A 25,749-nucleotide genomic window follows, 5' to 3' on the forward strand; every position below is an offset into this window, starting at 1 on the left:
CGGCAAGAGAATCGCGTAACTATTCGGTCAACGCGCCACAGCTTGTAAGCACTTCGGTAACTCTGTCCTCCCCACAGGGCGTCACCGCTCGAGCTTGAACCCCGCAATCGCGTCTGGACGCTGTGGCGCCGACGCAACAATCCACCCCGTCGCATACATCCACTGAGTCATTTTCGTCAGTTTCGTGATGTCGATTCGCGAAGGCTCATCGCGCGGCGTGTGATAATCGGGGTGAAGAAGCGTGCTGAACATGATTGCCGGGATGCCCACGCGCGCGTACGGCAGGTGATCGCTCCGGAAATACCAGCCTTCGGCATGCGTCGGCCGATCCCATATTGTATCCAGCTTGAAATGGGTCAGTTCGGCGTTGGCACGAAGCGCCGCGTCAACCAGGGCATTTGAATTTTTGTGTGGCGGTTGCGCCCCCAGCAACGCCGCGCTATCGGGGTTGTTTCGACCGATCATATCGCCGTTCAGCACGGCAACGATTTGCGAATGCGGCACCGTCGGATGATTCACGTACCATCGCGAGCCGAGCAGTCCGCGCTCCTCCGCGCCATGCCAGACGAAGAGAACGGGACGCGGCGCCGGATGCTTCACGAACGCACGCGCCGACGCGAGCAGCGCAACGCTGATGGTCACGTTGTCGTCCGCACCGTTCCAGATCGAGTCGCCATTCACTGAGTAGCGCGTGCCGTCGTGGTCCTGGTGTCCACTGTATAGCACATACTCATTCGCGAGCTTCGGGTCGGTACCGCGCACCACACCAATGACGTTGCCGGACGGATAGTAGAACGTTTCCGTAAACACCGTCGCGTTGATTCTCGCATTCGACGCCTTCACCGCGTCGAGCATGTCGTGTCGCAGCCAGAGCGTCGGAATCGCCGCGGCATTGCTACGACCGCGCCCAGCAGCCGCGTTCGCCGCCGGTTGAGCCTGCGCGTTTCCGGCGCCGGCCTGCGTGATTTGCGCAGGGCGGGCGTATTGTCCGGTCGGTCCGCCCGCCGAATCGATCGCGTACGTTCCACGCGACGACACCGCGGCCGTCGCGTCGAATCCCGCGTCGATATTCGCATCGCCATTCGAGATCAGGATCGCCGCCACCGCGCCGGCCTGTGCAATCGCACTCGCACGAGCTCGCACCATCTGGCTGATCGCCGCCTGGAAATTTCCACGAATCGTGAATTGCTCCGGTGGCTGCGTCTTGATCGACGGCAACACCATCGCGACCGCGCGGCCGCGCACATCGGTCGTTGCCAGCGCGGCACTATCGGAGATGAACACGATCGGAAGCTTGACGTCCGCGTACTGATTGTTCAGCACCACGACATCTTTCCACAGGTGCAGCGGCTTGTCGGCGATGTTGATGATGCTGCTCTCGCTCAAGCGAGTGCGACGCATCGACCACCACTGGAAGAACGTGCCGTCCTCTCCCGCAGGCTGTAGCCCCGCTTCACGCGCACGTTCGGCGACCCAACCAGTCGCGCGCATTTCGTCCAGCGTACCTGCTTCGCGTCCGCGCATGGCATCGCCGCCCATCGCGAAGAGATCGCGTCGAATATCGGCCGACGTGATGGCGTCCAGCGCCGGAGCGATCCCGCCATTCGTCCTCGAGGAGGATGGCGACGCCGTGGTTGACGAGGAGCCTGTGCCGGTCGATGAGCACGCCGTGACGACGAGCGCGGCGACTGTCAGTGAGAATCTTCTCATACGCTCAGACTCCTGGTGAACGCGCGCCGACGCGCGCCCGAATGATGGATTTGATTCCGCCACGAATGTTGAAATCGCCAACCACTTCCATCCACCGCGGCTGCGTGACTTTCGAGACGTCGTCGAGAATGCGGTTTACCGCGCGCTCATAGAAGATTCCATCGTCGCGGAAACTCCAGAGATAGAGCTTTAAGCTCTTGAGCTCGATGCACAGATCGCCCGGCACGTACGTGATGTACATGGTTCCGAAGTCTGGCGCGCCACCCTTGAGCGCGCGTAGTTCATCCGCGTCGCTCTCGATTCCGCCGAGCGGACACAGCGCGGTAAACTCCGGACACTCCATGGCGATCTCATAATCCCGGCCCGGGTACGGGTTCGGGAACGTCTCGAGAAGTTCTGGTTTCGGCATCGGGCCACTCGTTGCGGGGCTTCTGATTCCTGTACTGCGGACAGGTAGAAGCTAGGCGCCGTCGGGCCCCGCCCGACAGTTCGCTGCGCAAAAAAGTGCGGGCACAAAAAAGAGCCCCCCCGGGCTATGCCGGGGGGGCGGTGCCGCCACGCCGTTCTCGCGGCGGCGATGACCAGCGCATAGCGCCGGCCCATTCTCAATATGTGGTTCGGTACAGAGACCCGCTAGACCACAAGCAATCGCGGCTCGAAAAGATTATCGGCACGCCGCGCGAAAAGCTTATCGGTCGCGCAGCCGTCTCGACATTTCCTCGAGAACTTTTCGTTCGTCGGTAGTCAGACTCTCGATACCGTGCTGCGAAATCTTGTCGAGCACGCGGTTGAGTTCCTCCGCCTTTGCTTCGCGGCGGCGCGACGGCGGCGTGAGCGCAGTCACGCGCTTGGCCGCGATCGCCTTACTCTTTGCGACGATGTCATCCACCTCGTCACCGCGTTCACGACGCGGAAGATTTCGCGGAATCGCGCGCGGCGGTTCGTCGGCGTCTGGCAGGTTGGCAACGCGCTGACGAACCTGATCCATGCCGGTCGACGTGGCCATCCGGATGTAGATGTACGCCGTGATCGCGCCGCCAAGGTGGGCGAAGTACGCCAAGTTCGCTCCGTCGCCCGTGCCGGCAATTCCAAGCACGAGGTTGAAAACGAACAGACCGACCACGAGCGTCCGCGCGCGCACCGGAACAACAAAGGCGAGATAGACCTCTTCTTCCGGCCACTGCATCGCGTAGGCGGTCATCACACCGAACACGCCAGCCGAGGCACCAACGACACTACCGGTTCGAATGAACAGCATCTCGAACGCGACGCCGCCGAGTCCGCACAGTAGATAAAACCAGAGAAACTTGCGGTAGCCCCAGCCGTGCTCGAGTCGCGGACCGAACAGGTAGAGCGCGTACATGTTCGCGATCAGATGCGCCGGCCCGGCGTGCACGAACATGTACGTGATCGCCGTCCACCAATGGCCGGGCAGCGCGTTCGAATCGAAGCCGAACGCGGCGGCCACGTCGGTGAACTTCACCAACGTCAACTGCAGGAACATCAGCGCGACGTTGATCGCGATGATCACCTGAACGCCAGGCGTCAGGTTTGGATGTTCCTGCTGTTCGTAAGTGGCCGGAAACGACATAAATCCTACGAAAGAACAGAATTGGGGGACTACCCTAATAACACGACTTAGAGAAGCGAGTTCCGGTCACCACTATGACTCAGCGCATACCTGTCGGAGGTGGCAGCTTGAGAGCCAATCTGACATCCCCGTGCAGAGCCGACGCCCGCTCGAACAGCGTGGTCCATCGGCGGTCCCGGTCGACAGGAGTGCCCACACCCGGGTGTACGACTACCGGCATTTTTTCGCTGGCGGCATGAGCTCGCTCGATCACACGCAGCATCTGTGCGTCAGTCGTCCGCTCGTCAGCCAACAATACGAGTGCGTGTTGCATTCCAGCACCAGCCGCCACCTGGACGGCTTCGAACGCCCGCTCCGTCGCGGATTCGATGGCTGATCCTTCCAAACTAATCTGCGCGAGAGTCAAAAAAGCCTTGAGCTCCGCGATCTCATTCGGACGCTGTCCGTCTGTGTCCAACATCACAGGAAGCGCCGTTTCCACTTTGGAAAAAGCGGCCTGAAGGTACTCGACATTGGACAGCGGATCACGTCCGGTGATTGCGATCGAGTGAAACGCTGACCGACCCGTCCCGCGCCGCAGTTCGTTCGCCAACGCGTCCGCCGTGTACATCGTGGCTGTCTCCGCCTCGGCGGCAAACCGCACGAAAAGCTGACGACGGCCTGCCCAGACGCCCTGCGACTGGAGTCCGGCCGGAATTCCCGCGAGTGCTGCGGTGGGACCCGCTACTTGTGCCATCAGTCGCCTCCGCGCCGCTCGAGCGCGAGTTGGACAATCCGATCACACAGCTCAGGAAAGGAAATTCCCGCCGCTGCCGCCGCCTGCGGAATGAGACTCGTCTGCGTCATACCCGGAAGGGTGTTGGCCTCGAGACAGTAGAACGTTCCCTTCGTCGACATTCGAAAATCAATGCGCGCGTAGCCACTCAGCTTGAGAGCGCGAAACGCGTTGATCGCCTCGTCCTGAATTCGCGCGACTTCATCGCCGGAGAGCTCTGCGGGGAATCGCTCCTCCGCCATTCCCGGCGTGTATTTGCATTCGTAGTCGTAAATCTCGTGCTTCGGGATGATTTCGCCAACCGGCAGCGCCACGTCGCCGAGGATCCCGACCGTCAGTTCGCGTCCGGCGATGAACTGCTCGATCATGACCTGCGGGTCGAACCGCAGTGCTTCGTCGATCGCTGGCTGGAGCTGTTCGGGCTCTTTGACGATCGACAGTCCGACCGTCGACCCCTCGTTCGCCGGCTTTACAATCACTGGAAAGCCAAGCTGCGCGCGGACTTCCTCGACACTCGCCGGTGCGAGAAGCCAGTCCGCTGTGGTTACCCCCGCCTGACGGAATAGGTGCTTTGACACGTCCTTGTCGAGGGCCAGGCCGCTCGCCAGGTGGCCACTCCCGGTGTACGGAACGCCGGTCAGGTCGAGCAGCGCCTGAATGGTACCGTCTTCGCCGGAGCCACCGTGCAGCCCCAGGAACACGACGTCGGTGTCGCCCTGCCGCGGAAGCGTGCTTACGAGTCGCGGGAGCGCCTCGCGCGCCATCTGCCTCAGCGCGTCCTGCGACGGCGGTGCGGTTCGCACGACAGTTCCGCTGGCGAGCGCACGGTATTCGTCGTCGCTGATCGGCCCGCGCGCCGGATCGACCGGCGTGACCTGATGTCCGCGCGAACGCAGCGCCTCCGTCACGCGCACGCCCGACGCCAACGACACGTCGCGCTCCGATGACGTTCCACCCATCAGCATCGTGATTCTCATCGGGCCATCAAATAGTTCAGCATGTCGGACCGCGTCACGATTCCCTGTACTGTGCCGTTCGATCGCACGAGCACCGCAGGATTCGATTTTGAGAGAAGTTTGGCAACGTTGTCGACCGGCTGCGCCACATCGACAACCGGAAACGGTGCATCCATCACTTGCCCAACCGTCGCATCGAGGAGCTTTGTGTCATCGAGGCTTCGCGCCGACAACGACCAGTCAGCAACCGAGCCCACGCAGTTCGTGCCGTCCATCACCGGCAACTGCGACACGTCGTGCAACGACATCAGGCGAAGCGCCTGCCGTACCGTCGCCCCGGTCGTCACGCTGACGATCGTCGGCGTATCGCCGTCGCCGCGATTCTTCGCCTGAAGTACGTAGTCGAGCGTCGTACGATCGGCGTCGAGGAGCTGGTTCTCGCGCATCCATTCGTCGTTATACAACTTTGATAAATACCGCTCTCCGGTATCGGGCAGCGGAACCACGATGACGGCGTTCGGATCGTCGATGCGCCGGGCAATGTGCACCGCAACGTGGACGATCAGACCACTCGAACCGCCAACGAACAGCCCTTCCTCGCGGGTTAGACGGCGCGCCATGGCGAACGCCTCTTTGTCGCTCACCGTCATGAAATCGTCGATCAATCCCATATCGAGGGTGCCAGGAATCTTGTCCTGACCAATCCCTTCGACCTTGTACGGCACCCCTTCAACCTTCCCCTCACCCTTCGTTCGCCACATCTCGGCCAGCACAGATCCGACCGGGTCGCCAGCGATGATTTGAATTTTTGGATTCTTTTCTTTCAAATACCGGCCAACGCCGGTGATCGTACCGCCAGTACCCGCCGCGTACACGAAGTGCGTGACCCGACCTTCGGTCTGCTCCCAGATCTCTGGGCCGGTCGTGTCATAATGCGCCTGCGGATTGGCGTCGTTGTAGAACTGATTGGCGAGAATCGCGTTTGGCGTTTCTTGTGCAATGCGCTTCGCCATCATCACGTAGTTGTCCGGATGATCGGGCGGTACCGCAGTCGGCGTGACGATCACCTCGGCGCCAAACGCCTTGAGCAGTCGCACTTTCTCCTGCGACATCTTGTCGGGCATCGTGAAGATGCACTTGTAGCCCTTGAACGCGGCGGCAATCGCTAGCCCAATGCCCGTATTGCCGCTCGTTCCCTCGACGATGGTGCCGCCAGGCTTCAAACGGCCTTCACGCTCCGCCTGCTCGATGATCGGGCCGCCGATGCGATCCTTGATCGAGCCGCCTGGATTGAAGATCTCCGCCTTGGCATACACCGGCGTTCGCACGCCACGCGTCACTCGGCTCAGTCGAATGAGCGGTGTCCATCCGATAGTTCCGAGAACGTTGTCGTACGGCTTGGCGTTCCGCTGCGTCATCGAGAAATGAGAGATATGTGAAACCACCGCGGTGGCAATGACGTCACTCAACGCTCGCCGGGGCGATGCGGTGTCGACTGGAGGATCGTGTCGCCCGCAAGCGGCCGAGCTTCCGGATGTCGAAAATACACGGGAAACAGTATGGTGACGGGAATCGGCTCACCCTTCAACTTCGCGGGAACGAACCGGAGTTCGGACGCCGCGCTCCTCGCCGCCGAATCCAGCACCGTATTGCCACTCGGGTCATCGACCCGAGTCGACTCTGGCGCGACCCGGCCATCGCGATCGATGAACAGCCGCAGCGTCACGTTGCCCTGCACCTTTTGTGCGTACAGCGCGGCGGGGTATCGAAACGGAAGCTCGGTGTTCACTAGCGCCGGCATTTCGTCCGGCCGTGGCCCAACGTCGCGAGCGAGCGGCATTCGGGGTGGAGCATCGGGCCGAGAACACCCTGCAATGGCCGCGATCAGCAATGACTCCCACCCACGTCTCCGCCCCGGGCGATTCATGGGGCGAAATCTACGTGTGCCTGGAGAGCGCCGCGATAATGCAGCGCCTAACCCGACGCCCTCGCCTCAGCCGCAAGTGACGCAAGCAGGTTGAGCGCCTCGATCGGCGTGAGTGCGTTGACGTCGAGCGCGCCCAGCTTTTCGACGACTGGATTGACGGGCGCCGAAAACAACCCGAGCTGATCTGTCGCCGTCGCCCGCGGTTTTGCACCGCCGCCCCCTCCCTTCCCGCTTCCTGCCAGATGTTCGCCCTCCAGCAAGGCAAGCATCTCCCGCGCACGCGAAATGACGGGCTGTGGCAATCCGGCCAAACGGCCAACCTCGATTCCGTACGACCTATCCGCCCCGCCCAGCTGGAGCCGGTGCAAAAACAGGATCTGATCGCCGACTTCACGCACCGCGACGTTATAGTTGCGAAGTGAGTCTAATTGCTCCGACAGCTGCGTGAGCTCATGATAGTGCGTCGCGAACACTGTCTTGCAGCCAATCTGCTCGTGCAGGTGCTCGGTCACCGCCCACGCAATCGATACTCCGTCGTACGTCGCCGTTCCTCGGCCGATCTCATCGAGCAGCACGAGACTGCGCGCCGTTGCTGTATGGAGAATCGCGCTCGTTTCACTCATCTCCACCATGAAGGTGGATTGGCCGCGGACGAGATTGTCGCTCGCTCCAACGCGCGTGAAGATCCGATCGACGATACCGATCGTCGCACTGCTCGCCGGTACGAAACTCCCCACCTGCGCCATCAACACAACAAGTCCAATTTGGCGCAGCACGGTCGACTTACCGGCCATGTTCGGGCCGGTGAGGATGATCATGCGCGCATCTTGCGGCAGCCGAAGATCGTTCGGGATGAATTTGTCGCGCGGCATCATGCGCTCGACCACAGGATGACGTCCCGACGCAATGTCGAGATCGAAATCGTCCGTCATCGTTGGGCGAACGTATCCCTCGCGCGCCGCCACGTCGGCGAGCGTGCTCAACACGTCGAGCTCGGCCACCGCACGAGCGATGCGTTGCAGTCGCGAGATCTCTCGTCCTGCCGCGCTCCGCAACACTTCAAAGATCTCGCGCTCGCGACTCTCGATTCGTTCGGCGGCCGTGAGAACCTTTTCTTCATACTCTTTCAACGCCGGCGTCACGAAGCGCTCGCCTGACGTGATTGTCTGTCGTCGCTGATACTCCGACGGAACGAGGTGCAGGTTCGGCGTCGTCACCTCGATGTAATAGCCGAACACCTTGTTGAAGCCGATCTTGAGCGACGAAATACCCGTGCGCGCCCGTTCCTCGGTCTGAATTCGCGCGATTGCGTCTCGTCCGCCATCGCGAAGGTCGCGTAGCGTGTCGAGATCGCCGTCAACGCCGGGGGCGACGGTGGCCTCGTCACCGATCGCGATTGGCGGACGCTCTACCAGCGTGGCCGAGATCTGCGACGCGAGCTCCGGGGCACTGTCCCAGTGTTGTGAGAGTTCGCCAAGCCGTCCAACGCCGCTCAACCGATCGAGCGCTTGCTTCACCGCAGGAAGGCTCGCGAGCGAGTCCCCGAGTGCGCGCAGTTCGCGCGGAGTGCTTCGCCCCGACGCCGCTTTCGCCGCGAGACGCTCGACGTCGCGCACATCGTCGATTGCGTCGCGCATTGCATCGCGCGTGATTGGATCGCCCGTCAGCGTCGCCACTGCGTCGAGTCGTGCGTCCACCGTGGACCGTTCGGTGAGCGGAGCCAGCAACCACTGACGTAACAGACGCGCGCCCATCGGCGTGCCGGTGCGATCGAGCACCGAGAGGAGCGTTCCCTCTACGCCACCGCCGCGGAGCGACTCGACCAATTCCAAATTGCGGCGCGTCATTTCGTCGAGCGGCATCACACCGCCTGGCCGCTCTACGATTGGCCGCGCCAATTGTGGCAGCCCACTTGGCTGCAACTCGCGCAGATAGCGAAGCAGCGCGCCGGCTGCGGCAACGACGAGCGTGTCGCTCCCGTCGATGCCAAGACCTTCGAGTGTGATGACGCCGTACTGCCGTGCTAGATCCTCGCGCGCCAACGGCTCGTCGAACTCCCACGCTTCCCGCTCGGTGACGAGCGCGTCGTTGCGGGATGCCGGAAGCGACACGTGCGAGGTGGGCGAAACGAGAATTTCTCGCGGCGACAGACGCGCGATCAGCGGATCCAGTTCGGCGGCAGCGGTCAGAATCAGTCGGACCTCTCCCGTCGACACATCCGCGGCCGCGACGCCAACCAGCTCGTTGTTCCCACTCGTCGCGTCCCGTTTCGCGCTTCCCGCCCAGACGGCGCAGATGAAGTTGTTGCGAGCGCCATCGAGCAAATCATCTGAGAACGCGACGCCGGGCGTGATCGTTTCGACGACCTCTCGGCGCACCGGACCCTTCGCCGTCTTTGGGTCCTCGACCTGCTCGCAAATCGCGACGCGGAATCCCTGCTGCACGAGGCGCCGCACATAGTCACCAGCAGCCTTGACGGGAACACCGGCAAGCGGCACCTGCGATGCGCCGCCGTTGTTGCGCGACGTCAGCGTGATGCCCAATACGCGCGACGCCGTTTCGGCGTCGTCGTAGAACATCTCATAGAACTCACCCATGCGGAAAAACAGAATCGCGTTCTGATGCCGACCCTTGATCTCGCGATACTGTTGCATGAGCGGAGTCTGCGACGCCGTCGTCATTTATCGTCGCTACCGATTTCCGTGACGAACGCGTCGATCTTCTTCGTCGCCTTGAGCTCTTTCGCTGCCGTGGCGGCCGCAGTGCGGGTGGCGTAGTGTCCGATGCGGACACGGAAGGTCTTCGCGGTGCCGGCAATGCGAACGTCGAGTCCACGCGCCTTCAGTCGCTTCGCCAGCACATCCGCTTCGGCGCGCGTTTTGTACGCGGCAACCTGCAGCGTGTATCGCGTCTTGCCGGCTGTGGTCGTCGAGTCATGCCGCGTCGTGTCGCTCTTTACGGTCGAATCGCCAGTGGCGCGCGCGCCCGGCGCCGCGGCCACCTGCGTGAACTTCGTCGTGTCTACGCTCGCGCAGCGCGGCGAATAGTACGTGAGCTGATTGCGGAGCTCGACCGACGTTTCCGGAACCTCGCGAAGGATTCTCCCCAGGAACGTGCAGCCGACCTGCGGATCGTTCTGTTCGAATGCGAGTCGAACCAACAAGAGTCCCGCGCGAGTACGCTCGGTGCTCTTGGGGTTCTCCAGGAGGAAGCGCTGGAGATGGGTGATCGCCGGCGCGCGATCGCTGCGCGCGGTCTCGAGCTGCGCGAGCTGAAGCAGCGCATCGCCCGTGCGCGGTGAGAGCGGATACTCAACGACCACGCGTCGATAGTCGCGCTCAGCGTCCGCGCTCGACGCGGCGAGCGTCGCCCGCCAATACAGGGCGTCCGCAAAGGCGGGTGTGTCCGGCGTCGTTGCTGCAACCATCGAGTCGGCGAGTACTCGCCCCGCCGCCCCGTTGCCGTTCACGACGAGCTGGCGCGCGCGAGCGTAAACCGAATCCGCCGCCGTCGTCGGGGGAGTGGGAGCGCTCTGCGCCGCGGCAATTGAGGCCGTTGCCGCCAACGCGCCGACGATGAGTAATCTTATACGCTGCATTGTCAGGCCAGTTTATGCCGCGCGGCGACGCGACGTCACGCCGCACAACGTGAGCACCAGATTGGACACGACCTGTTCGTCGGAGGAAAGCCGGGTCGTCTTGAGCGTCACGTCCGCTTCGAGGAGTGCGGCGAGCGCGTCATCGACGTTGCGTGCGGTCCAGACATCCGCGGCGCGAGCACAGGTCGACGCAAATTCGCCCCAGGCACGCCAGGGATATGCACCGGTTTCTTTCAACAAGTTGAATAGATCACCGTTCAATCGCGACGGACTCGCGCCGCGATCGCGGGCCGCCTGCGCCCAGCCAATGCCGAGCGTTTGTACGGTGAGCGCGAGAACGATCGGAACTCCGCCAGACTTCGGCTGCTGCAGGACAACCGGCAGCATCCTGAGGGCAACCATCGCATCTCGGCGCGCGACGGCGTCGAGCAGATCGCCGAGTGTTTCTCCCGGACGAACACCAACGACCGCGGATACCGCCGCTTCGTTGATTGCGCCGCCGCCGGTGAACGCCACGAGCTTGTCCAGCTCGACCTTGAGCTGCGCCAATTCGGTTCCCGCGGCCTCCTGCAGAAGCGTGACCGCGCCCTCAGTGATTGACGCGTGCAAGTCATGCTCGACGTAGTACGCGATCCATTTCGGGATTCGCGCACCACTCAGCGGCTTGAACTCGATCGCCGTCGTCCGGGTAACGAGATTCTTGTCCGTCTTGCCGCCCGACGGCGACACGAGCACGAGCAGCAGATCGGGTGCAGGATTCTTGAGATACTTGTCGAGCATCTCCCGCGCCGCCTTCTTGAGCGCGCCCACGTCGCGAATCACGACCACCCGCCGCTCAGCCATCATTGGCGGCGTGCTCACGATCGAGCCAAGTGTCTCAGCGTCGACCTCCGCGCCGCGGAGCAACTCGAAGTTGAAGTCTCGCGTTGCCGGATCGATTGCTGCATCGACCAGCCGCCGGACTTCCTCCTCCTTCACGTAATCGTCGTCGCCATGGAGGTAGTAGACTGGCGCGAACGATCCGTCTTTGATCGCAGTGCGGAGAGCCTTCGCGTCGGCAAGCGGTGACATGCCGAGCAATATACGGTCACGCGCTGGCTCACAACAAAAAAGTCGGCATCTCGCCGACTCGTTGTTCGTGTTTCGTCGTTTGCCGAAGGGGGTTCGCTCAGCGGGCGAGATCCCCGTCGTGAAAATCGAGACTCGCGAAGTGCAGCGGTGATTGTCCAGCCATGAGAACCGCCGGCCACACCGGCATTCCCGTTGGGACAGAGGCGACGAATGCCGAATTGGCCATTGGCGCGGCCGTTGGCTCGAACATCGGCGCCGAGACGCTCGCAATCGTTGGTACGGGCACCGCACCGGCGCCGGTCGCGAAATAGTGGTTCGTCTCGATCGCCATGTACGCAACTGCGACAACTCCGGCGGCGAGCGCTGCAAAGGCGCCAGCGGATGGCAGGTGCGGACGAGGCGCTACGAGATCGACGCGAGACGTTGGTCCGAGATTGTCCAGCCGCGCATTCAGCCGAACCATGAAGTCTGCCGATGGCTCGATTGGCGGCAGATTGCGCACGATGAGTAGGCTCCGGCGAATCGCCGTGTCGTGCTTCGAGCAACGAGCGCAATTCACGCGATGCCCGGCCATCGCCCGCATTTCCACCGCGGGCAACAGGTCATCGACGAAGGCTACGTGCTTGTTTCGGAACTCGCGGCAATCCATCAGCTAACTCGTGTGCGAGGCAACATCGGTTCGCCCATCGGTACCCCCGCGGCCGGGGGACGGTTCCAGGATACTCGGCCGTTGCGTGCGCCGCGAGGGGCCCATCGCGCGACAGATGGGCGAAGGTGGAAAGAAAATTCGCCCTTCGTCCCGACAAAGAAACAGGCGGGACCGCTGAGCGGCCCCGCCTGTTCGATCCTCGAAATCACGTGGAGCGACAATCAATCGATCTGCGGTTCGATGATCGACGCGAACGCGTTGCGTGCGCGATTCAATCGCGACTTCACCGTTCCAAGATTGCAGTCCGTGATCTCTGCGATTTCCTCGTACGACTTGCCCTCCAACTCGCGGAGCACGAACACCTGACGGTGATGCTCTGGCAGCTTCGCGACCGTGTCCTCGACGAGCTCGCGAAGGTGCCGCTTGCGGTACATATCGTCCGGCCGAGCCGTCGTGTCTTCGAACTGGAGCGGCCGGTCTTCGTCGTCCCAATTGCCCTTGATCGTCTGAAACAGCACGAGCGGATTGCGCGAGCGATTCCGGAGCTCGTTCTTGGCCAGATTGGACGCGATCGTGTAGACCCAGGTCGAGAACTTCTTCGAGCGGTCGAAGCGGTGAATGTGTCGATAGACACGGATGAACACCTCTTGAACGAGGTCCTCAGCCTTTTCTCGATCACCGATCGTCCGGTAGATGAAGTTCAACAACCTCGTCTGATAACGCTCGACGATTTCCTGGAACGCGCGCTCCTCGCCGCCGAGAAATGCTGCGACGACCGCACCATCATCCTGCGACCGGAGCGTCTCTCGTGTTGCCGCACCGGGCAACATCGTTCGTTTGATAGCAATCTCAGCCATAGTAGACCATGCCCCCTTGGCACTGCTAATAGGGTACGACCCAACAGACAGGACAGATTCGATGAACTGGACCTCCGTTCGAATGCACTGGCTGCGTCCCAGCGGAAAGGCAGACCGTATGCCCATTAGACGCCGCCGGAAACATCTCGTTAAGGCCTTGTAGAAATGCGACTTACGCTCAGCGTACCGAGCACAGCCTTACGGGGGCCCGTCCTCCAAAGGCGACGGTCTGGTGAGACAAGCGGCGTGCGCGTGTCTACGTTTTGACACAGTCCAACCCCGCCGAGTTGCCTACTGTCCGGCGCGAAATCCCGCCGCGTAGAGCACGCCGAGCGCCGTCTTGGCGTCGGGGATCTGGCCCTCTTTGATCAACTGAAGGGCCTGGGACAGGGTCACCGTCTCCACGGTCATGAACTCATCGGCCTCATGAGCGGTCTCCCCACGCTCGAGTCCGGTTGCCATGAATAGATGAATCCGCTCGTCCGTAAAGCCTGGCGTCGTGTAGATCGTCACCAGGAATTCGAGATGTTCGGCGGTACAGCCCGTTTCCTCGCGCAACTCGCGGATCGCGCAGTCACGTGGATCCTCACCTGGCTCGAGGCGACCCGCCGGGATCTCGTAGAGAAACTGCTCAGCCGCATATCGATACTGCTTCAGCAGTAGGAGCTGCGGATCGTCGCCGGTCACATCACTGAGAAAGGGCACGACGGCGCTCGCACCCGGATGCCGAATCATGTCCAGCTCGCCGGTCGACCCGTTCGGAAAGCGAACGGTATCGGTGTCGACGGCGATGATTCGCCCGGTATATGCTCGGCGCCCGCTGACCTTCCCCGGTGTCACCTCTGAAGATCCGATGCTGTCGCGGTCGTGAGACACGGTCACGTCGTCGGATGCCCGAGCGTGTCGTACAACGAGATCCGGCCAAAGCCCAGCTTTTCGATCGGGCCACGAACAGCCGTGGGATCGCCCACGACGACCATCTGAATGGCGTCGGGGTGGAGATAGCGCTGGGCAGCGTGAAGGATGTCAGCGGTCGTCACAGCCCGCACACGCTCACGATATCGATCGTAGTAGTCATCCGGCAGTTCGTGCAGCGCCAACACCGAGAGCGCAGCGGCAATTGCTGATGTCGTCTCGAATCGGATCGGGAAGACACCGTCGAGATAGCTGGTGGCGAGCGAGAGCTCGTCAGCCGAGATCGCCTCCGAACGGATTCGATCGATCTCAAACAGGACTTCGCGCGCCGCCGCGTCCGTGATGTCCGACTTCACCGCCGTCGAGACGACGAAAGGTCCGGACTGCCGACGCCACTCGAACGACGAGAATGCGCCGTACGTGTACGCGTGTGCCTCGCGCAGGTTCAGATTGATTCGCGAATTGAACAGACCGCCGAGGACGGCGTTCATCACGTTCACCGGAAAAAAGTCCGGGTGCTTTCGTGGAATACCAACGTGCCCAATGCGCAGCTCCGACTGTGGTGCGTCGCTCTTGGAGATGATGTGCACCGCACGTTCGTGCTTTGCCGGACGGTCTTCGCCCACCACGCGCGCCGGCGTCCCACCACCCCAATCGCCGAGGGCGCGCCGAGTCAGCTCCTCGGCACGATCGGCGGTGATGTCGCCAGCAACAACCACCGTCGTACCGCCCGGCAAGTAGCGGGAACCGTAGAACGACTCGAGGCGCTCACGCTCGATCCCTTCGACGCTACGCTCATCACCGCCTTCAGGACGCGCATACCGCGAACTCGGAACGTACAGAAACCGGCCGAACAACTCGTCGGCCAATCCGCGCGGCTCAGCTCGCAGCTGAAGCAACTCGGCAACGCGTTCGGCCTTCAGCCTCGTCACTTCCCGCGAGCGAAACGCCGGCGTGCGAAGCACCTCACCGAGAAGAGCAAACGCATCGGGTAGCCTGTCGGCCATGGCTGTCATCGTGAACGCGGCAGCATCCCAATCCGTCTGCGCGTCGATCGTCGCTCCAAGCCGCTCGAAACGTTCAGTCAGCTCCGCGCCGTCGCTCTGCTGCGTTCCTTCCAACATCAGCTTCGCGACGAGTTGCGCGGCGCCCTCCGATCCTGCGGGATCGCAAACGGCGCCCGCATCGACGAGCACCACGACAGTGACGACCGGAAGCTTCGCTGCCTGGGCAACGATCAGCTCGAGTCCGTTCTCCAACCGTCGTCGCTCGAATCGAGGAAAGTGGTATTCCCTCGGCAGACCAGGTTTCGGTCGTGCGGCGCGTAGAGGCGTCGTGGTACTCATTCAGCCTCCGCGACAACGCCGCTAGCTACCAGTTCGTCCGACGGCGACTCGCGCGGGACGTATAGCAGGCTCGCGCGATTGTTCTCTCCCAGCCTGGCGCGAGCAAATGCGCTGACGGCTTCGGCCGTGACGGCGCGGTACCGATCGACTTCTTCGTTGACCAATTCAGGATTATTGAAATACGTCGCAAACATCGAAAGGCGGTCTGCTCGTTCGCTTGCCTGCTGCATTGCGGTCACGAACGAGGTTTGGATGAGCGCGATCGCACGCTCGACCTCGGCAGGTTCGACGCCATCGTGCACAATGGCATCGATCTCGTGTGCCACCTCCTGCTCGAGCTGCTCGGCAGGAATTCCGGGGCGCGCCGTCACGTCGACGACGAGGAGATCGGCGCCCTTGGCGAGATCGTAGGTGAACGCAGACGCATCGGCGGCCACTTGTCGCTCACGGACCAAACGTCGCTTTAGTCGGCTGGCATTGCGCAGTCCGAGTACGGCGCCACACACGCTGGCGGCGAAGTACTCTTCGGTGCCGAATGCGGGCGAGCGAAAGGCGAGAAAGAGTCGCGGCAACATGATCTCGTCTTCGACGACCTCACGCTTCCACTGTCCAAAGACTGGCGGAAGCGACATGTCGGGAAGCGGAGGTTTGCCAGCGCCCGCCGGAATTCCACCGAAGTGTCGCTCGACAAGCTCTCGTGCCTGCGCCGGTTCGAAGTCGCCAGCAATGGAGAGTACGGCGTTGTCCGGCGTGTAGTACGTCGCGAAGAACTGCGCGATATCGTCGAGACTCGCCGCGGCGAGATCCTCCATCGAACCGATCAACGAATGATGGAAGGGATGTTCCGGCGGAAAGCATAGCGCCGGCAGCTTCTCCATCCATGTTCCGTACGGCTGGTTGTCCATCGTCCAACGCCGTTCGTTCATCACCACTTCGCGTTGGGTGTCGAGCTTCTGCTGCGTCATCGCGGGCAGCAGCTTGCCCATGCGATTCGCTTCAAGCCAGAGTGCGAGCTCGAGTTGATTGGACGGAACGGTCTCGAAGTAATTGGTCCGCTCCAACCACGTTGATCCGTTCAGTGTTCCACCAGCGCGCTGCACGAGCTCGAAATGCTCGTTAGCGTCGACGTCGGCAGAGCCCTGGAACAACATGTGCTCGAACAGGTGTGCAAAGCCGGTTCGCCCAGGCCGCTCATTCGCTGAGCCAACGTGGTACCACAAGTTGACCGCAACAATCGGGGCGGTGTGATCTTCGGACAGCGTGACAAATAGTCCGTTCGGCAATCGAAAAGTTTCGATCGGAATGCGCATTGTCGTAAATTGCACCCTCCTGAGTACCACAGGAACCCTAGTCCGGGACCCTTGGCTCGTTCGCGTGTGATCCAGTTCATTCTGTTCGCGACCGCCGGTCTGGGCTTGGTGTACTCCGGCGTGCTCCTGATGCTCTGGCGCTTTCAGGAGCGCATTGTCTTCCAGCCACCGGCTGACGTTGCACCAACCTCCGTGCCAGCACGGCAGGTGCGCTATCGCGCAAGCGATGGCGTGGAGCTATTCGCTTATGTGGTTGGTGATTGCGGCCACGACCGCCCGGTCGTGCTCGCGTTTCACGGGAATGCCGATATCGCACGCTGGTTCGTGCCCTGGGCGTCGACACTGGCGCAAGAAACGAACGCGTGTGTCGTGATCCCCGAATATCGTGGTTACGATGGGCTCGGCAGCACACCGACGTATCTCGGCTCTGAGCGCGATGCGTTGGCCGCGCTTCAGTACGTCACCGATACACTCGGCGTTGAGTCAAACGACGTGGTGTACTTCGGTCACTCGCTCGGGTCCGCGATAGCTGCCGAGCTTGCCGCGGCACATCCGCCCCGATCGCTCGTTTTGCAATCGCCGTTTTCGTCGGCGCGAGAGATGGGCAACCGCATGTACCTCCCCGGTCTCGACACGTTTTGGAGCGCGGTTTCGCGCGTCCACTTCGACACGATTCTGCGGGTCAAGTCAATGGCCGCCCCTGTATGGGTCGCCCACGGCGATAAGGATTTTGTCATCCCAGTCTCCATGGGGCGCGAAGTCTTTCAGGCGGCAGAGCACAAGGGCGACCTGCTCATCGTCCCACGCGCGGGCCACAACGATGTGCCCCAAGTGGGTGGTCGCGACTACTGGTCGTGGCTCGCGCGAGCGGTACGCGGTAACGGTGCCACGCTCACTCACGCCGCTCGAGAAGAAACACGATCGGAACCTTGATCGATTCCGCGAGAACGTACTTCCACGATTCGCGTTTGTTGAGCGAAATGGGACTCGTGCGCGTGGGCGACGTGTACGGATTCATTCCAAAGCGCCGCGCCAAAACGGACAGGCGAAGCATGTGAAACGGATCGCTCACGAGGATGATGTTTCGCGTGGGCTCCGCTTCCATGAGAAACGCCACCTGCTGAAGCGACTCCGCCGTGGTGCGTCCGCTGTTCTCGATCAGAATGTCGCGTGGCGGCACACCCCGTTCGATCGCGTACCGTTGGCCGACTGCTGCCTCACTCGTCGTGTCGCGATCACCGAAGCCGCCCGTGAAGATGATCCGCGGCGCCATACCCTGTCGCCACAGCGCAATGGCGTGATCGATCCGTGCCTTCAGCACGGGTGACGGACGGCCGACATACTGCGCCGCACCGAGCACGACAATGGCCGACGCCGGTCGCGCGGTGTCACGGTGCTCCCAGATGACGACTGCGATGAGTGAAAACACCCATCCGCCCACCATCAGGAAGCCCAGTATCCAACCGAGCCGGAACCAGTTCGCTCTACGCCGCGGAAGCATGGCGTTGGTTAATGATCCGCTCGGTATTCTGTCATGGGCGCGAAATTAGTAGTTTGCGCGCCATGGACACCACCCCCGTCTTCCCGACGCTTCGCATCGTGTCGCACCCACTGGTGCAGCACAAATTGAGCATCTTACGAGATCGCGAAACGCCAACGAAGATCTTCAAAGAGCTCGTTGACGAAATCGCCATGCTCATGGCGTACGAGGCGACGAGTGATCTCGCGCTCGAAGACGCGATGGTCGACACGCCGCTCGAGCGAACGCTCACGCGTCGAATGAGCGGCAAGAAGCTCACGCTGGTTCCGATCCTGCGAGCCGGGTTGGGCATGGTCGAGGGAATCTACCGGCTCGTGCCCGGAGCGCGGATCGGTCACATTGGCTTGTATCGCGACCACGACACCCTCGAACCGGTCGACTACTACTTCAAGGTGCCGAGCGACGCGCCGGAGCGCGATTTCTTTCTTCTCGACCCGATGCTCGCCACAGGTGGAAGCGCTGCTGCGGCAGTCGCGTCGCTGAAACGCGCCGGAGTGACCCGCATTCGTTTCATGTGCCTCGTGGCGGCTCCTGAGGGCGTACAGAGGCTCGCTGCTGCGCATCCCGACGTCCTGGTATACTGCGCGTCGCTCGATCGTGGTCTGAACGAGAGCGGGTACATCCTCCCAGGCCTCGGCGACGCCGGCGATCGACTGTTCGGCACTCGATAGTCGATTGGACGAACGGTTCTCGCGTCCCCGCGAGATACGAGTGTGGCGTGAAAACGACGAGCGGCGGAGGCACTGTGCCTTCCGCCGCTCGCCGCTCTAAGCCTTCCGTTCGATTGCCTTGCTGCCGCGCGTTCAGCCGAACCACTCCCTCGGACAATCACGCTGTTGCCGCGCGGCATCAATGACCCACTGTTGCGTCTGCGAGTCCACGATTTCCGACACCACCCGCTGGAACCAGGCGGTTGCAAGCTTCGCGTCCCCGACTCGCCTCCACAGTTCACCGACCAGGTACGTCAGGACCGCTCGCTCGTCGCGCGCAACCCCGTCGAAGCTGTCCAGTGCTTCTTCAAATTTCCAACCGGCTCTTCGACGGAAGAACCGCTCTGCTTCGACGTCCCCTTCGTCCACACAACACCACGCGGCACGCAGCAGTAGGTCGGCTACGTGTCGTGCTTCCATTCCTTGCCACTCCGCAACCTTGGCTGCGGCCTCGTACTTCTCGGAGCCCGTGAGCGTACCGCATGAAATGCACGGCGCGAGCTCGTTCCAAACACGCTCTTTGAGTACTGGCGAAACGTCCGCTTCTTCCGTGAAATCGCGATCTGCGCCAGAATAGCCGCAGCGATTGCACGTATGAATCAGGTAAGGCAGCGGCTGCGTTCCCGCTGCGCGTTCATGAAAGTCCGTGCGCTTGCCGCCAAAAGAATTCGTCGACACCACCGACTGAGACCGAAAGCGCGTCTCGCAGATGGGGCATTGCAGCTCGACTTGTTGTAGCGTGGTCATCGGTGCCTCTCCGTCTTTCGTCCTTCCCTGCGGAGGGTGTAAAGGGAAGAAGCATGCCATCCTCAGCGCGTCGCCTCTTGTACGCATTTAGCTGCACATTTATCATTCCGCACCCGAGCCACGGCACGCGCCCCTTCCCCGCGCCCCGGTCGAATGCTGATCAATTTGCTGCCTGATTTTCTTTCTGTTCTTGATAGCACCGACCGCCTCGCCGCCTATCAGCGTTTCTTCGCCGCTCATCGCAAAATCCTCGAACCGTACTGGAACAACTACGTCATCGACCCCGACAGTCCTCATTTCGCGGACATCGTTCGGTCGACCGTAAACGCCAGTCGCGCGGATCTGTTTACGATGCTCGAGCGCACCGACGTGGTCGCGCTGGCACGGAGCGCGGAGCAGCAGTGTCGGGAACTGCTCGCCCTCGACTGCGACGTTGACGTCGTTCTCATGGTCGGCGTTGGCGCGGCGAACGCAGGTGAGCTCGTCGTCGATGGACGAGGAATCGCCTTCGTATGCCTCGAGCATTTCACCGGCACGCAGAACAGCCAGACCGATGGTCTCGGCCTCGATCCAGAACTCATCCCACTCTGGCTAGGCCACGAGATTGCCCACGTCGCTCGCTACACGTCTCCCACGAGCCGCAGTGAGCTCCGCGACATTATCGCTGAGTCGTCGGGGTACTACTCGTACTGGGACACGGGACGCCGGGCGACGCTGAGAGAGCTACTGGTCAACGAAGGCCTCGCCGTCCATGTGTCGCGCGCGATCAGCCCCGGACACGCCGCGTGGGAGTACTTCGGATACGAGCGACGTCAGTACGCCGAAGTTCGCCAGCTCGAATCAGTGATGTCACGCGCCGTTTCGGACGATCTCGATCGTTCTGGCTTGGGCCTCCGACTCAGATATCTCTCGGGCGGCATGAGCGACGAAGCGCGAACGATCGATCGCTACGTCCTCCCGCAGCGTGCTGGCTACTACCTCGGCGCACGACTATGCGAACCGGCGGTCGCAGCGAACGGATTGGCGTGGGCAATTCGCGCCGGAGCTGCGGAGATTGCGGCAATCGGTCAAGCGGCGGCGATGACGGCGTAGTCGCCGTCACCGCTTTCACTTTCCAACGCAGAAGCGCCGAAACACCTCGTCGAGGATATCCTCGACGTCGATCGCACCCACGAGATCTTCGAGCGCGTGTACTGCTTCACGAAGGTGTACCGCAGCAACGGGCGCCGGCACGTCACCGCTGCTCCACCGTTCTCGAAAGGCACGCGCTTCGTCCAACGCGCGGCTCACTCCGAACTTGTGTCGTTCGTGAGTCAGCATCGGCGCGTCACTCTCTCCAGTCCCCTCGGTGGCGGCGACTGACGCGACAATCACATCGATCAGCTCCGACAGCCCGCGGCCGCTTTCGGCGCTCACAGACAACGCGGTCGCCGCATCAATGCGTTTTGCGTTGTCGGCGAGATCCAGCGACGAGGCAGCGGTGACGTCGGCTTTGGTTCGGACAACCACGATCGGCGACTTCACGCGTCCGCCAAGTGCGGTGGACAGGGCATCGAGCGATTCGGTGCTATCGGCGCAGGCGAGCACGACCGCGGCGCGGTCTACGTAGGACTTGCTGACTGCCACGCCAATTCGCTCGACCGGGTCCAGCGCGTCTCGCAGACCAGCGGTGTCGACGAGACGAAGCGGAAGCGTTGGCGTATCGATGACCGCTTCGATCGCGTCGCGCGTGGTACCGGGGATCTCCGTGACGATTGCTCGGCTTTCGCCGAGCAGCGCGTTGAAGAGGGACGATTTTCCAACGTTGGGCGCGCCGGCGAGGACCACCAGTGCCCCTTCGCGCACGAGCTCGCCGACGCGCGCGGTATCTAGCAAACTCTCGAGTGCAACGATCAGATCGTCTGTCGCACGCTGAATTCGAGCCGGCGCAACAGGACCGTCGTCTTCTTCCGGAAAGTCGATGTCGTATGCGATCAGCGCTTCGAGGCCAATCAGCTGATCGCGAAGGGCGAGAACGCGCCGACTCAGGCCGCCATCGAGCTGTCGCAATGCCACTCCCTGCGCTGCACGAGAGTTCGCGTTGACCAGATCTCCAGTCGCTTCGGCCTGGAGGATGTCGAGCTTTCCGTTGAGCACTGCGCGGCGAGTGAATTCACCCGGTCGTGCGGCGCGCGCGCCGCGGGCGATCAGTGCGGCAAGCACCGTGGTCGGTACGACGAGTCCACCGTGCGTAATGATCTCGACCGCATCTTCGCCGGTGAACGACGCCGGAGCGTCGTACCGAAGGACAATGGACTGATCCAGCTCTGCGCCCGCATCGTCGCGAATGGTCGACAGCGTCGCGGTGCGCGTGCGTTCCGGCCACGTGTCGATGATCGCCCGTGCAACGGCGTGAGCCGCCGGACCAGAGAGGCGCACGACTGCAAGCGCGCCACGACCGGCCACTGTTGCCTGCGCAACGATCGTGTCGGAGCTGTCGAGTGGATTGACGAACGATGCGTTCACGCCGGCGCGATTGACCGTGGGATCTCGAGCGCCTCACCTGGTTCGATGATGCGCACGGCAGACGTCAGATGATGCGACACGAGCCGCGCGCGAAGGCGCTCGATTGCGTCGTATGCGGTTGCCGTCACGTGTCGAAATGTGCCCCAGTGGTACGGCACGAGAATCTGCGCGCGGAGTCGTTCGAAGAGCGTCAGCGCATCGTCGTGCGTCAGATGACCCTTCCGGAAGCCTGGCTTCCACCACGGCGCGTATCCGATCGGGAGCAGCGCGAGTTCGAGCTCGCGCCCCTGTTCCCAGAGCGTTCGTTGCACGAGATGGTGCGTGTCGTCGACGAGCGCGGTATCGCCGGCGAAGAAAATCGACTCACCCGCGTCGAGCAGGTACATGTTCGCCGCGCTACGCCATCGATCGAAGCCGTAGCGGTTGCCGCGATGCGTCGCGGCGGCGGCGTGGATGGTGACATCGCCAACGCGCATGGATTCCCCGGCCGGATGATCCACGGCCTGGGAATGACCGAGACGGCGAAGCCACTTCGCAATCACTGGCGGGGCAAAGAGGGGAATGTTCTGCGGCAACCGCGCGAGCGAATCGAATGACAGATGATCCGCATGCGCATGCGTCAGGAGGATTGCATCGAGTTGCGGCAACTTGTCCAACGCTACGCCAGGCGCCGAAACGCGCGGCAGCAGACGGCCAAGCTTCGGATCGAAGTTCGGATCGGTGAGAATCTTCACGCTGCCCAGTTCGAGCAGCAGCGTTGCGTGACCGATGTACGTGATCTTCATCGCCGTCCGAGAAACGCGGGGCAGGTGCGCACCAACCCCGCGCGCCGCTCCCGCTACGTTTTTCGACTTCCTCCGCTACCTCCGCCCTTGCCGGATGCAACGGCTTTCGCCCCACTCGATGCAGGCAGCGTGCTAACGCCCGCTCGGGCTCGCGCCCGTGTCAACATCCACTGCTGCGGAAGCGCCGCGATGTTCTGGACCGCGTAATAGAGGTTCAGGCCCGACGCAAAGTTGAGGAACATGACCGTGAACATCACAGGCATCATGTAGCTCATCATTTTCGTCTGCGGGTTCGGCGGCATTCCGCGCATACCGATCCACGACAGCAGGAACATCGACGCGCCCATCACGATCGGCGTGATGAAGAATGGATCACGCAGCGAGATGTCCGGCAACCACAGGAAGGACACGCCGCGGAACTCGATCGTATTCTGGAATACGAAGTAGAGCGCGAACAGCACCGGCATTGGCAACAGCATCGGCAAACAGCCAAGCATTGGGCTGAGCGGACTCATGCCGTGCGATTGATACAACTTGACCAGTGCGTCGCGCTGCTTTTCCGGCTCGTCCTTGTAGCGCTTCTGCAGTGCGTTGAGCTCGGGCTGTAGGCGCTGCATTTGAATGCTGGTGCGCATCGCTTTCTGGTTCAATGGCCAGAGCAACAAGCGAATGACCACGCCGAACAGGACGAGCACCCAACCGTAGTTGAGGTGGAAGGTCGCCTTCATCCACAACAGCACTCGCATCACGATCGTGGCGAACGGCTGAACCACGGCATGCAGGAAGCCTGCGTACGGGTTCACATTTTCCAGATCGTTGCCGAACGAGTGCATCTCTGCCCACGCCTGCGGACCGGCGTAGATGTCGAATGCGATTTGACCGTTGATGATCGGGTAGCTCGTCGTTGCATGGGCAACGCGCGCCACCTTACCGGAATAGCTGCCACCGCGACTCGACAGTCCGCGGAATACGCCAACGGGTTCGGAAGTCGTCGTCGACACCGGCTGCATCAGTGCAACGAGCCAATACTTGTTGCGCGCCGCAACCCACTGCATGCCGCCCGTATCGAAGCGCGTTTGCAGACTATCGAGCTTTCCATACGGCACGCTCACCACATCTCGGCGCGGACGCTTGAAGCCGAAGGCGAGGTGGCGCATGTCATCGAGCGTGTCGGCTTCGATCGACCGCAGGTGGCTCGGGAGGTCGATGAGGAGCGTCGAACCCGGCGGCGCGTTGGGCACGGTGCCGCGCACCTGGGTGCGAAACCCGTCGTTCGTTGCCTGATAGGAAATTGTGATGGGTGTCGACGCGAATGTCACCGTCGATCCGGACTGCGTAACGGTGAACGGAAGCGTGTCGAGCGCAATCGTGTCGCGGCCGAGCGCGAGACGGAAGCTGAGGAGCGCGTCCTTGCCGGCCGTGAGTACGGCGGCGCTATCCCGACGAGCGAGACCAGGCGTCAGGTCGTGATACGACGGAACCTTGATCGCCGCGGGGACAGCCCCCGGGTTGAGCAGCACATATTCGGCGCGCGGCGTCGTGAGCGTGGCCGTTGCGCGCGATTGAATCGGCGTGATCTGAGCCGCCTGAGCGCCGGGTGCGGCAATCGTTGGCGCCGTGCTTCCCGGTGCGACGGGCGCCGTGGTCGGCGCAGGGGCAGTAGCGGCGGGAGCGGCTGACGTATCGACTATTGGAGCCGGCGTTCGTCGCGACGACGGGAATAGCATCGGCGTGGCAACGAGCACCACCGCCATCAGCGCGAGCGCGAGAAGAGTGCGTCTTTCCATGCAGGCAGATAAGGTCGCTAGGGAACTGGGTCGTAGCCGCCAGGCCGAAACGGGTGGCAGCGCGCAATACGACGCACGGCAAGCCAGCTACCACGAAGCGCACCGTGACGCTGAAGCGCCTCGATGGCATACGCGGAGCAGCTTGGATAATAACGGCACGAGGCTGGAAGCAGCGGTGAGAGCGCTACTTGATAGCCGCGCACGAACAGAACGAGAACGGTGCGCATGGAATGAACACTACGTCGCTTTCCCGCTGTCGGTGACACGGGACAGAATGGCGATCACGTCCGCGCGCAGGCCGTCGAGTACGGCGGCGTAGGCTTCGCGACGCGCTCGAATTGCGAGATCGACCGGCGGACGATCGCGAAGGCTTGGGAGCAGCTCGACGCGCACGAGTTCACGAAGGCGACGCTTGAGCCGATTTCGATCGACAGCGGATCGCTGGTGGCGGGGAACCACGATGCCCACACGCGGAAATTCGAGAGGGGAAGCGACGATCCGTACATCGAGATGTACGGTCCGTATGCGCTTCCCCTCTCGAATGACGGTTTGTATGTCTGCGCCCCGCGTCAGTCGATTACGACGCGGGAAGGCAAATCCGCCGTTATGCGCCTGCGTACTTGCTCGGGAGCTTAACGGTGAGGAGCTTGCGACCCTTCTTCCGTCGGCGGCTGAGTACTGCACGTCCCCATTTCGTTTCCATGCGCGTACGAAACCCGTGGGTCTTGATTCGGCGCTTGTTGCGGGGACGATAAGTCGGCTTACCCATGGACAACTCCAAAATACGGTACGAACGAACCTGCGGTGCAGTCGGTAAAGCTATTTCGGATCGAGGGATAGATCAAGAGACCTCCATTCACTTCCGCGAGAATCTCTGCTCGCCGCGGTCACATTGCATGGCGCTGATTGATTTTTCCACATTGCGCCTCTAGCTTCGCTCCCCCGCCTCAGCTTTACCCGTTCCCCCGTC

26 protein-coding genes are annotated in these 25,749 nt (G+C 62.2%); 3 read left to right on the top strand and 23 right to left on the bottom strand.

Features of this window, described 5'->3' with window-relative positions:
• Positions 1 to 81: 81 nt before the first annotated feature.
• From AC6H4Z_RS24705 to AC6H4Z_RS24775, 15 genes are all read right to left on the bottom strand, one after another.
• Positions 82 to 1,710, bottom strand: a complete 1,629-nt coding sequence (locus tag AC6H4Z_RS24705; RefSeq protein ID WP_497544642.1) for a M28 family metallopeptidase — start codon at positions 1,708 to 1,710, stop codon at positions 82 to 84.
• 4 nt (positions 1,711 to 1,714) lie between these two features.
• Positions 1,715 to 2,119 (bottom strand): preQ(1) synthase, encoded by a 405-nt coding sequence (gene queF, locus AC6H4Z_RS24710; RefSeq protein ID WP_497544643.1) that lies wholly within the window; start codon positions 2,117 to 2,119, stop codon positions 1,715 to 1,717.
• A 279-nt stretch (positions 2,120 to 2,398) separates the two neighbouring features.
• The gene (locus AC6H4Z_RS24715; RefSeq protein WP_497544644.1) at positions 2,399 to 3,301 is read right to left on the bottom strand and encodes a rhomboid family intramembrane serine protease; all 903 of its coding nucleotides are present in this window, start codon (positions 3,299 to 3,301) and stop codon (positions 2,399 to 2,401) included.
• A 79-nt stretch (positions 3,302 to 3,380) separates the two neighbouring features.
• Complete coding sequence (locus AC6H4Z_RS24720; RefSeq protein WP_497544645.1) at positions 3,381 to 4,037, bottom strand: hypothetical protein; 657 nt, start codon at positions 4,035 to 4,037, stop codon at positions 3,381 to 3,383.
• Positions 4,037 to 5,053, bottom strand: coding sequence for a D-alanine--D-alanine ligase (locus AC6H4Z_RS24725; protein WP_497544646.1), 1,017 nt, complete (start codon positions 5,051 to 5,053; stop codon positions 4,037 to 4,039). Before AC6H4Z_RS24725 ends, AC6H4Z_RS24720 begins: the two co-directional genes overlap by 1 nt.
• Complete coding sequence (locus AC6H4Z_RS24730) at positions 5,050 to 6,450, bottom strand: pyridoxal-phosphate dependent enzyme (RefSeq protein WP_497544647.1); 1,401 nt, start codon at positions 6,448 to 6,450, stop codon at positions 5,050 to 5,052. The genes AC6H4Z_RS24725 and AC6H4Z_RS24730 overlap by 4 nt, the downstream gene beginning before the upstream one ends.
• Before the next feature lie 47 nt (positions 6,451 to 6,497).
• Complete coding sequence (locus AC6H4Z_RS24735) at positions 6,498 to 6,872, bottom strand: energy transducer TonB (RefSeq protein ID WP_497544648.1); 375 nt, start codon at positions 6,870 to 6,872, stop codon at positions 6,498 to 6,500.
• Between the two features lie 134 nt (positions 6,873 to 7,006).
• Positions 7,007 to 9,640 carry a DNA mismatch repair protein MutS gene (gene mutS, locus AC6H4Z_RS24740; protein ID WP_497544649.1) on the bottom strand — a complete coding sequence of 878 codons (2,634 nt, stop codon included), beginning with the start codon at positions 9,638 to 9,640 and terminating at the stop codon, positions 7,007 to 7,009.
• Positions 9,637 to 10,557: an SPOR domain-containing protein gene (locus tag AC6H4Z_RS24745; protein WP_497544650.1), complete on the bottom strand. Its 921-nt coding sequence runs from the start codon at positions 10,555 to 10,557 to the stop codon at positions 9,637 to 9,639. The genes mutS and AC6H4Z_RS24745 overlap by 4 nt, the downstream gene beginning before the upstream one ends.
• A gap of 12 nt (positions 10,558 to 10,569) precedes the next feature.
• Positions 10,570 to 11,628, bottom strand: a complete 1,059-nt coding sequence (gene holA, locus AC6H4Z_RS24750; RefSeq protein ID WP_497544651.1) for a DNA polymerase III subunit delta — start codon at positions 11,626 to 11,628, stop codon at positions 10,570 to 10,572.
• A 97-nt stretch (positions 11,629 to 11,725) separates the two neighbouring features.
• Positions 11,726 to 12,277 (bottom strand): anti-sigma factor family protein, encoded by a 552-nt coding sequence (locus AC6H4Z_RS24755; protein ID WP_497544652.1) that lies wholly within the window; start codon positions 12,275 to 12,277, stop codon positions 11,726 to 11,728.
• 221 nt (positions 12,278 to 12,498) lie between these two features.
• Positions 12,499 to 13,134, bottom strand: coding sequence for a sigma-70 family RNA polymerase sigma factor (locus tag AC6H4Z_RS24760; protein ID WP_497544653.1), 636 nt, complete (start codon positions 13,132 to 13,134; stop codon positions 12,499 to 12,501).
• Positions 13,135 to 13,425: 291 nt separating this feature from the next.
• Positions 13,426 to 14,010, bottom strand: coding sequence for an NUDIX hydrolase (locus AC6H4Z_RS24765; protein WP_497544654.1), 585 nt, complete (start codon positions 14,008 to 14,010; stop codon positions 13,426 to 13,428).
• Positions 14,011 to 14,012: 2 nt separating this feature from the next.
• Positions 14,013 to 15,395 (bottom strand): M16 family metallopeptidase, encoded by a 1,383-nt coding sequence (locus AC6H4Z_RS24770; RefSeq protein WP_497544655.1) that lies wholly within the window; start codon positions 15,393 to 15,395, stop codon positions 14,013 to 14,015.
• Positions 15,392 to 16,705 carry a M16 family metallopeptidase gene (locus tag AC6H4Z_RS24775; RefSeq protein ID WP_497544656.1) on the bottom strand — a complete coding sequence of 438 codons (1,314 nt, stop codon included), beginning with the start codon at positions 16,703 to 16,705 and terminating at the stop codon, positions 15,392 to 15,394. Before AC6H4Z_RS24775 ends, AC6H4Z_RS24770 begins: the two co-directional genes overlap by 4 nt.
• A 66-nt stretch (positions 16,706 to 16,771) precedes the next feature.
• On the opposite strand from AC6H4Z_RS24775, the gene AC6H4Z_RS24780 reads away from it, so the two are divergent.
• On the top strand, positions 16,772 to 17,638 hold the full coding sequence (locus AC6H4Z_RS24780; protein ID WP_497544657.1) for an alpha/beta hydrolase: 867 nt from the start codon (positions 16,772 to 16,774) through the stop codon (positions 17,636 to 17,638).
• Here the strand turns inward: AC6H4Z_RS24780 and AC6H4Z_RS24785 are convergent.
• On the bottom strand, positions 17,598 to 18,206 hold the full coding sequence (locus tag AC6H4Z_RS24785) for a YdcF family protein (protein ID WP_497544658.1): 609 nt from the start codon (positions 18,204 to 18,206) through the stop codon (positions 17,598 to 17,600). The genes AC6H4Z_RS24780 and AC6H4Z_RS24785 overlap by 41 nt on opposite strands.
• A gap of 62 nt (positions 18,207 to 18,268) precedes the next feature.
• Here AC6H4Z_RS24785 and upp point away from each other — a divergent pair, with 62 nt between their 5' ends.
• Positions 18,269 to 18,916 (top strand): uracil phosphoribosyltransferase, encoded by a 648-nt coding sequence (gene upp, locus AC6H4Z_RS24790; RefSeq protein ID WP_497544659.1) that lies wholly within the window; start codon positions 18,269 to 18,271, stop codon positions 18,914 to 18,916.
• A 132-nt stretch (positions 18,917 to 19,048) separates the two neighbouring features.
• Here upp and AC6H4Z_RS24795 read toward each other — a convergent pair whose 3' ends face one another.
• Positions 19,049 to 19,702, bottom strand: a complete 654-nt coding sequence (locus AC6H4Z_RS24795) for a DUF2225 domain-containing protein (RefSeq protein WP_497544660.1) — start codon at positions 19,700 to 19,702, stop codon at positions 19,049 to 19,051.
• Positions 19,703 to 19,855: 153 nt separating this feature from the next.
• Here AC6H4Z_RS24795 and AC6H4Z_RS24800 point away from each other — a divergent pair, with 153 nt between their 5' ends.
• On the top strand, positions 19,856 to 20,794 hold the full coding sequence (locus AC6H4Z_RS24800; protein WP_497544661.1) for a DUF2268 domain-containing putative Zn-dependent protease: 939 nt from the start codon (positions 19,856 to 19,858) through the stop codon (positions 20,792 to 20,794).
• 15 nt (positions 20,795 to 20,809) lie between these two features.
• Here the strand turns inward: AC6H4Z_RS24800 and mnmE are convergent, their stop codons facing one another.
• From mnmE to rpmH, 6 genes are read right to left on the bottom strand one after another with little or no spacing between them, the layout of a single operon-like run.
• Entirely contained in the window at positions 20,810 to 22,207 is a 1,398-nt protein-coding gene (mnmE, locus tag AC6H4Z_RS24805) for a tRNA uridine-5-carboxymethylaminomethyl(34) synthesis GTPase MnmE (protein WP_497544662.1), read from the bottom strand.
• Positions 22,204 to 22,992 (bottom strand): MBL fold metallo-hydrolase, encoded by a 789-nt coding sequence (locus AC6H4Z_RS24810; protein ID WP_497544663.1) that lies wholly within the window; start codon positions 22,990 to 22,992, stop codon positions 22,204 to 22,206. Before AC6H4Z_RS24810 ends, mnmE begins: the two co-directional genes overlap by 4 nt.
• A 53-nt stretch (positions 22,993 to 23,045) precedes the next feature.
• Entirely contained in the window at positions 23,046 to 24,779 is a 1,734-nt protein-coding gene (locus AC6H4Z_RS24815) for a YidC/Oxa1 family insertase periplasmic-domain containing protein (RefSeq protein ID WP_497544664.1), read from the bottom strand.
• A 17-nt stretch (positions 24,780 to 24,796) separates the two neighbouring features.
• Positions 24,797 to 25,006, bottom strand: coding sequence for a membrane protein insertion efficiency factor YidD (gene yidD, locus AC6H4Z_RS24820; RefSeq protein WP_497544665.1), 210 nt, complete (start codon positions 25,004 to 25,006; stop codon positions 24,797 to 24,799).
• 10 nt (positions 25,007 to 25,016) lie between these two features.
• Positions 25,017 to 25,463: a ribonuclease P protein component gene (rnpA, locus tag AC6H4Z_RS24825; protein ID WP_497544666.1), complete on the bottom strand. Its 447-nt coding sequence runs from the start codon at positions 25,461 to 25,463 to the stop codon at positions 25,017 to 25,019.
• Positions 25,384 to 25,548 carry a 50S ribosomal protein L34 gene (gene rpmH / locus AC6H4Z_RS24830; protein WP_497544667.1) on the bottom strand — a complete coding sequence of 55 codons (165 nt, stop codon included), beginning with the start codon at positions 25,546 to 25,548 and terminating at the stop codon, positions 25,384 to 25,386. The genes rnpA and rpmH overlap by 80 nt, the downstream gene beginning before the upstream one ends.
• Between the last annotated feature and the right edge of the window lie 201 nt (positions 25,549 to 25,749).

It is taken from the genome of Leucogemmata humicola (assembly GCF_055379415.1).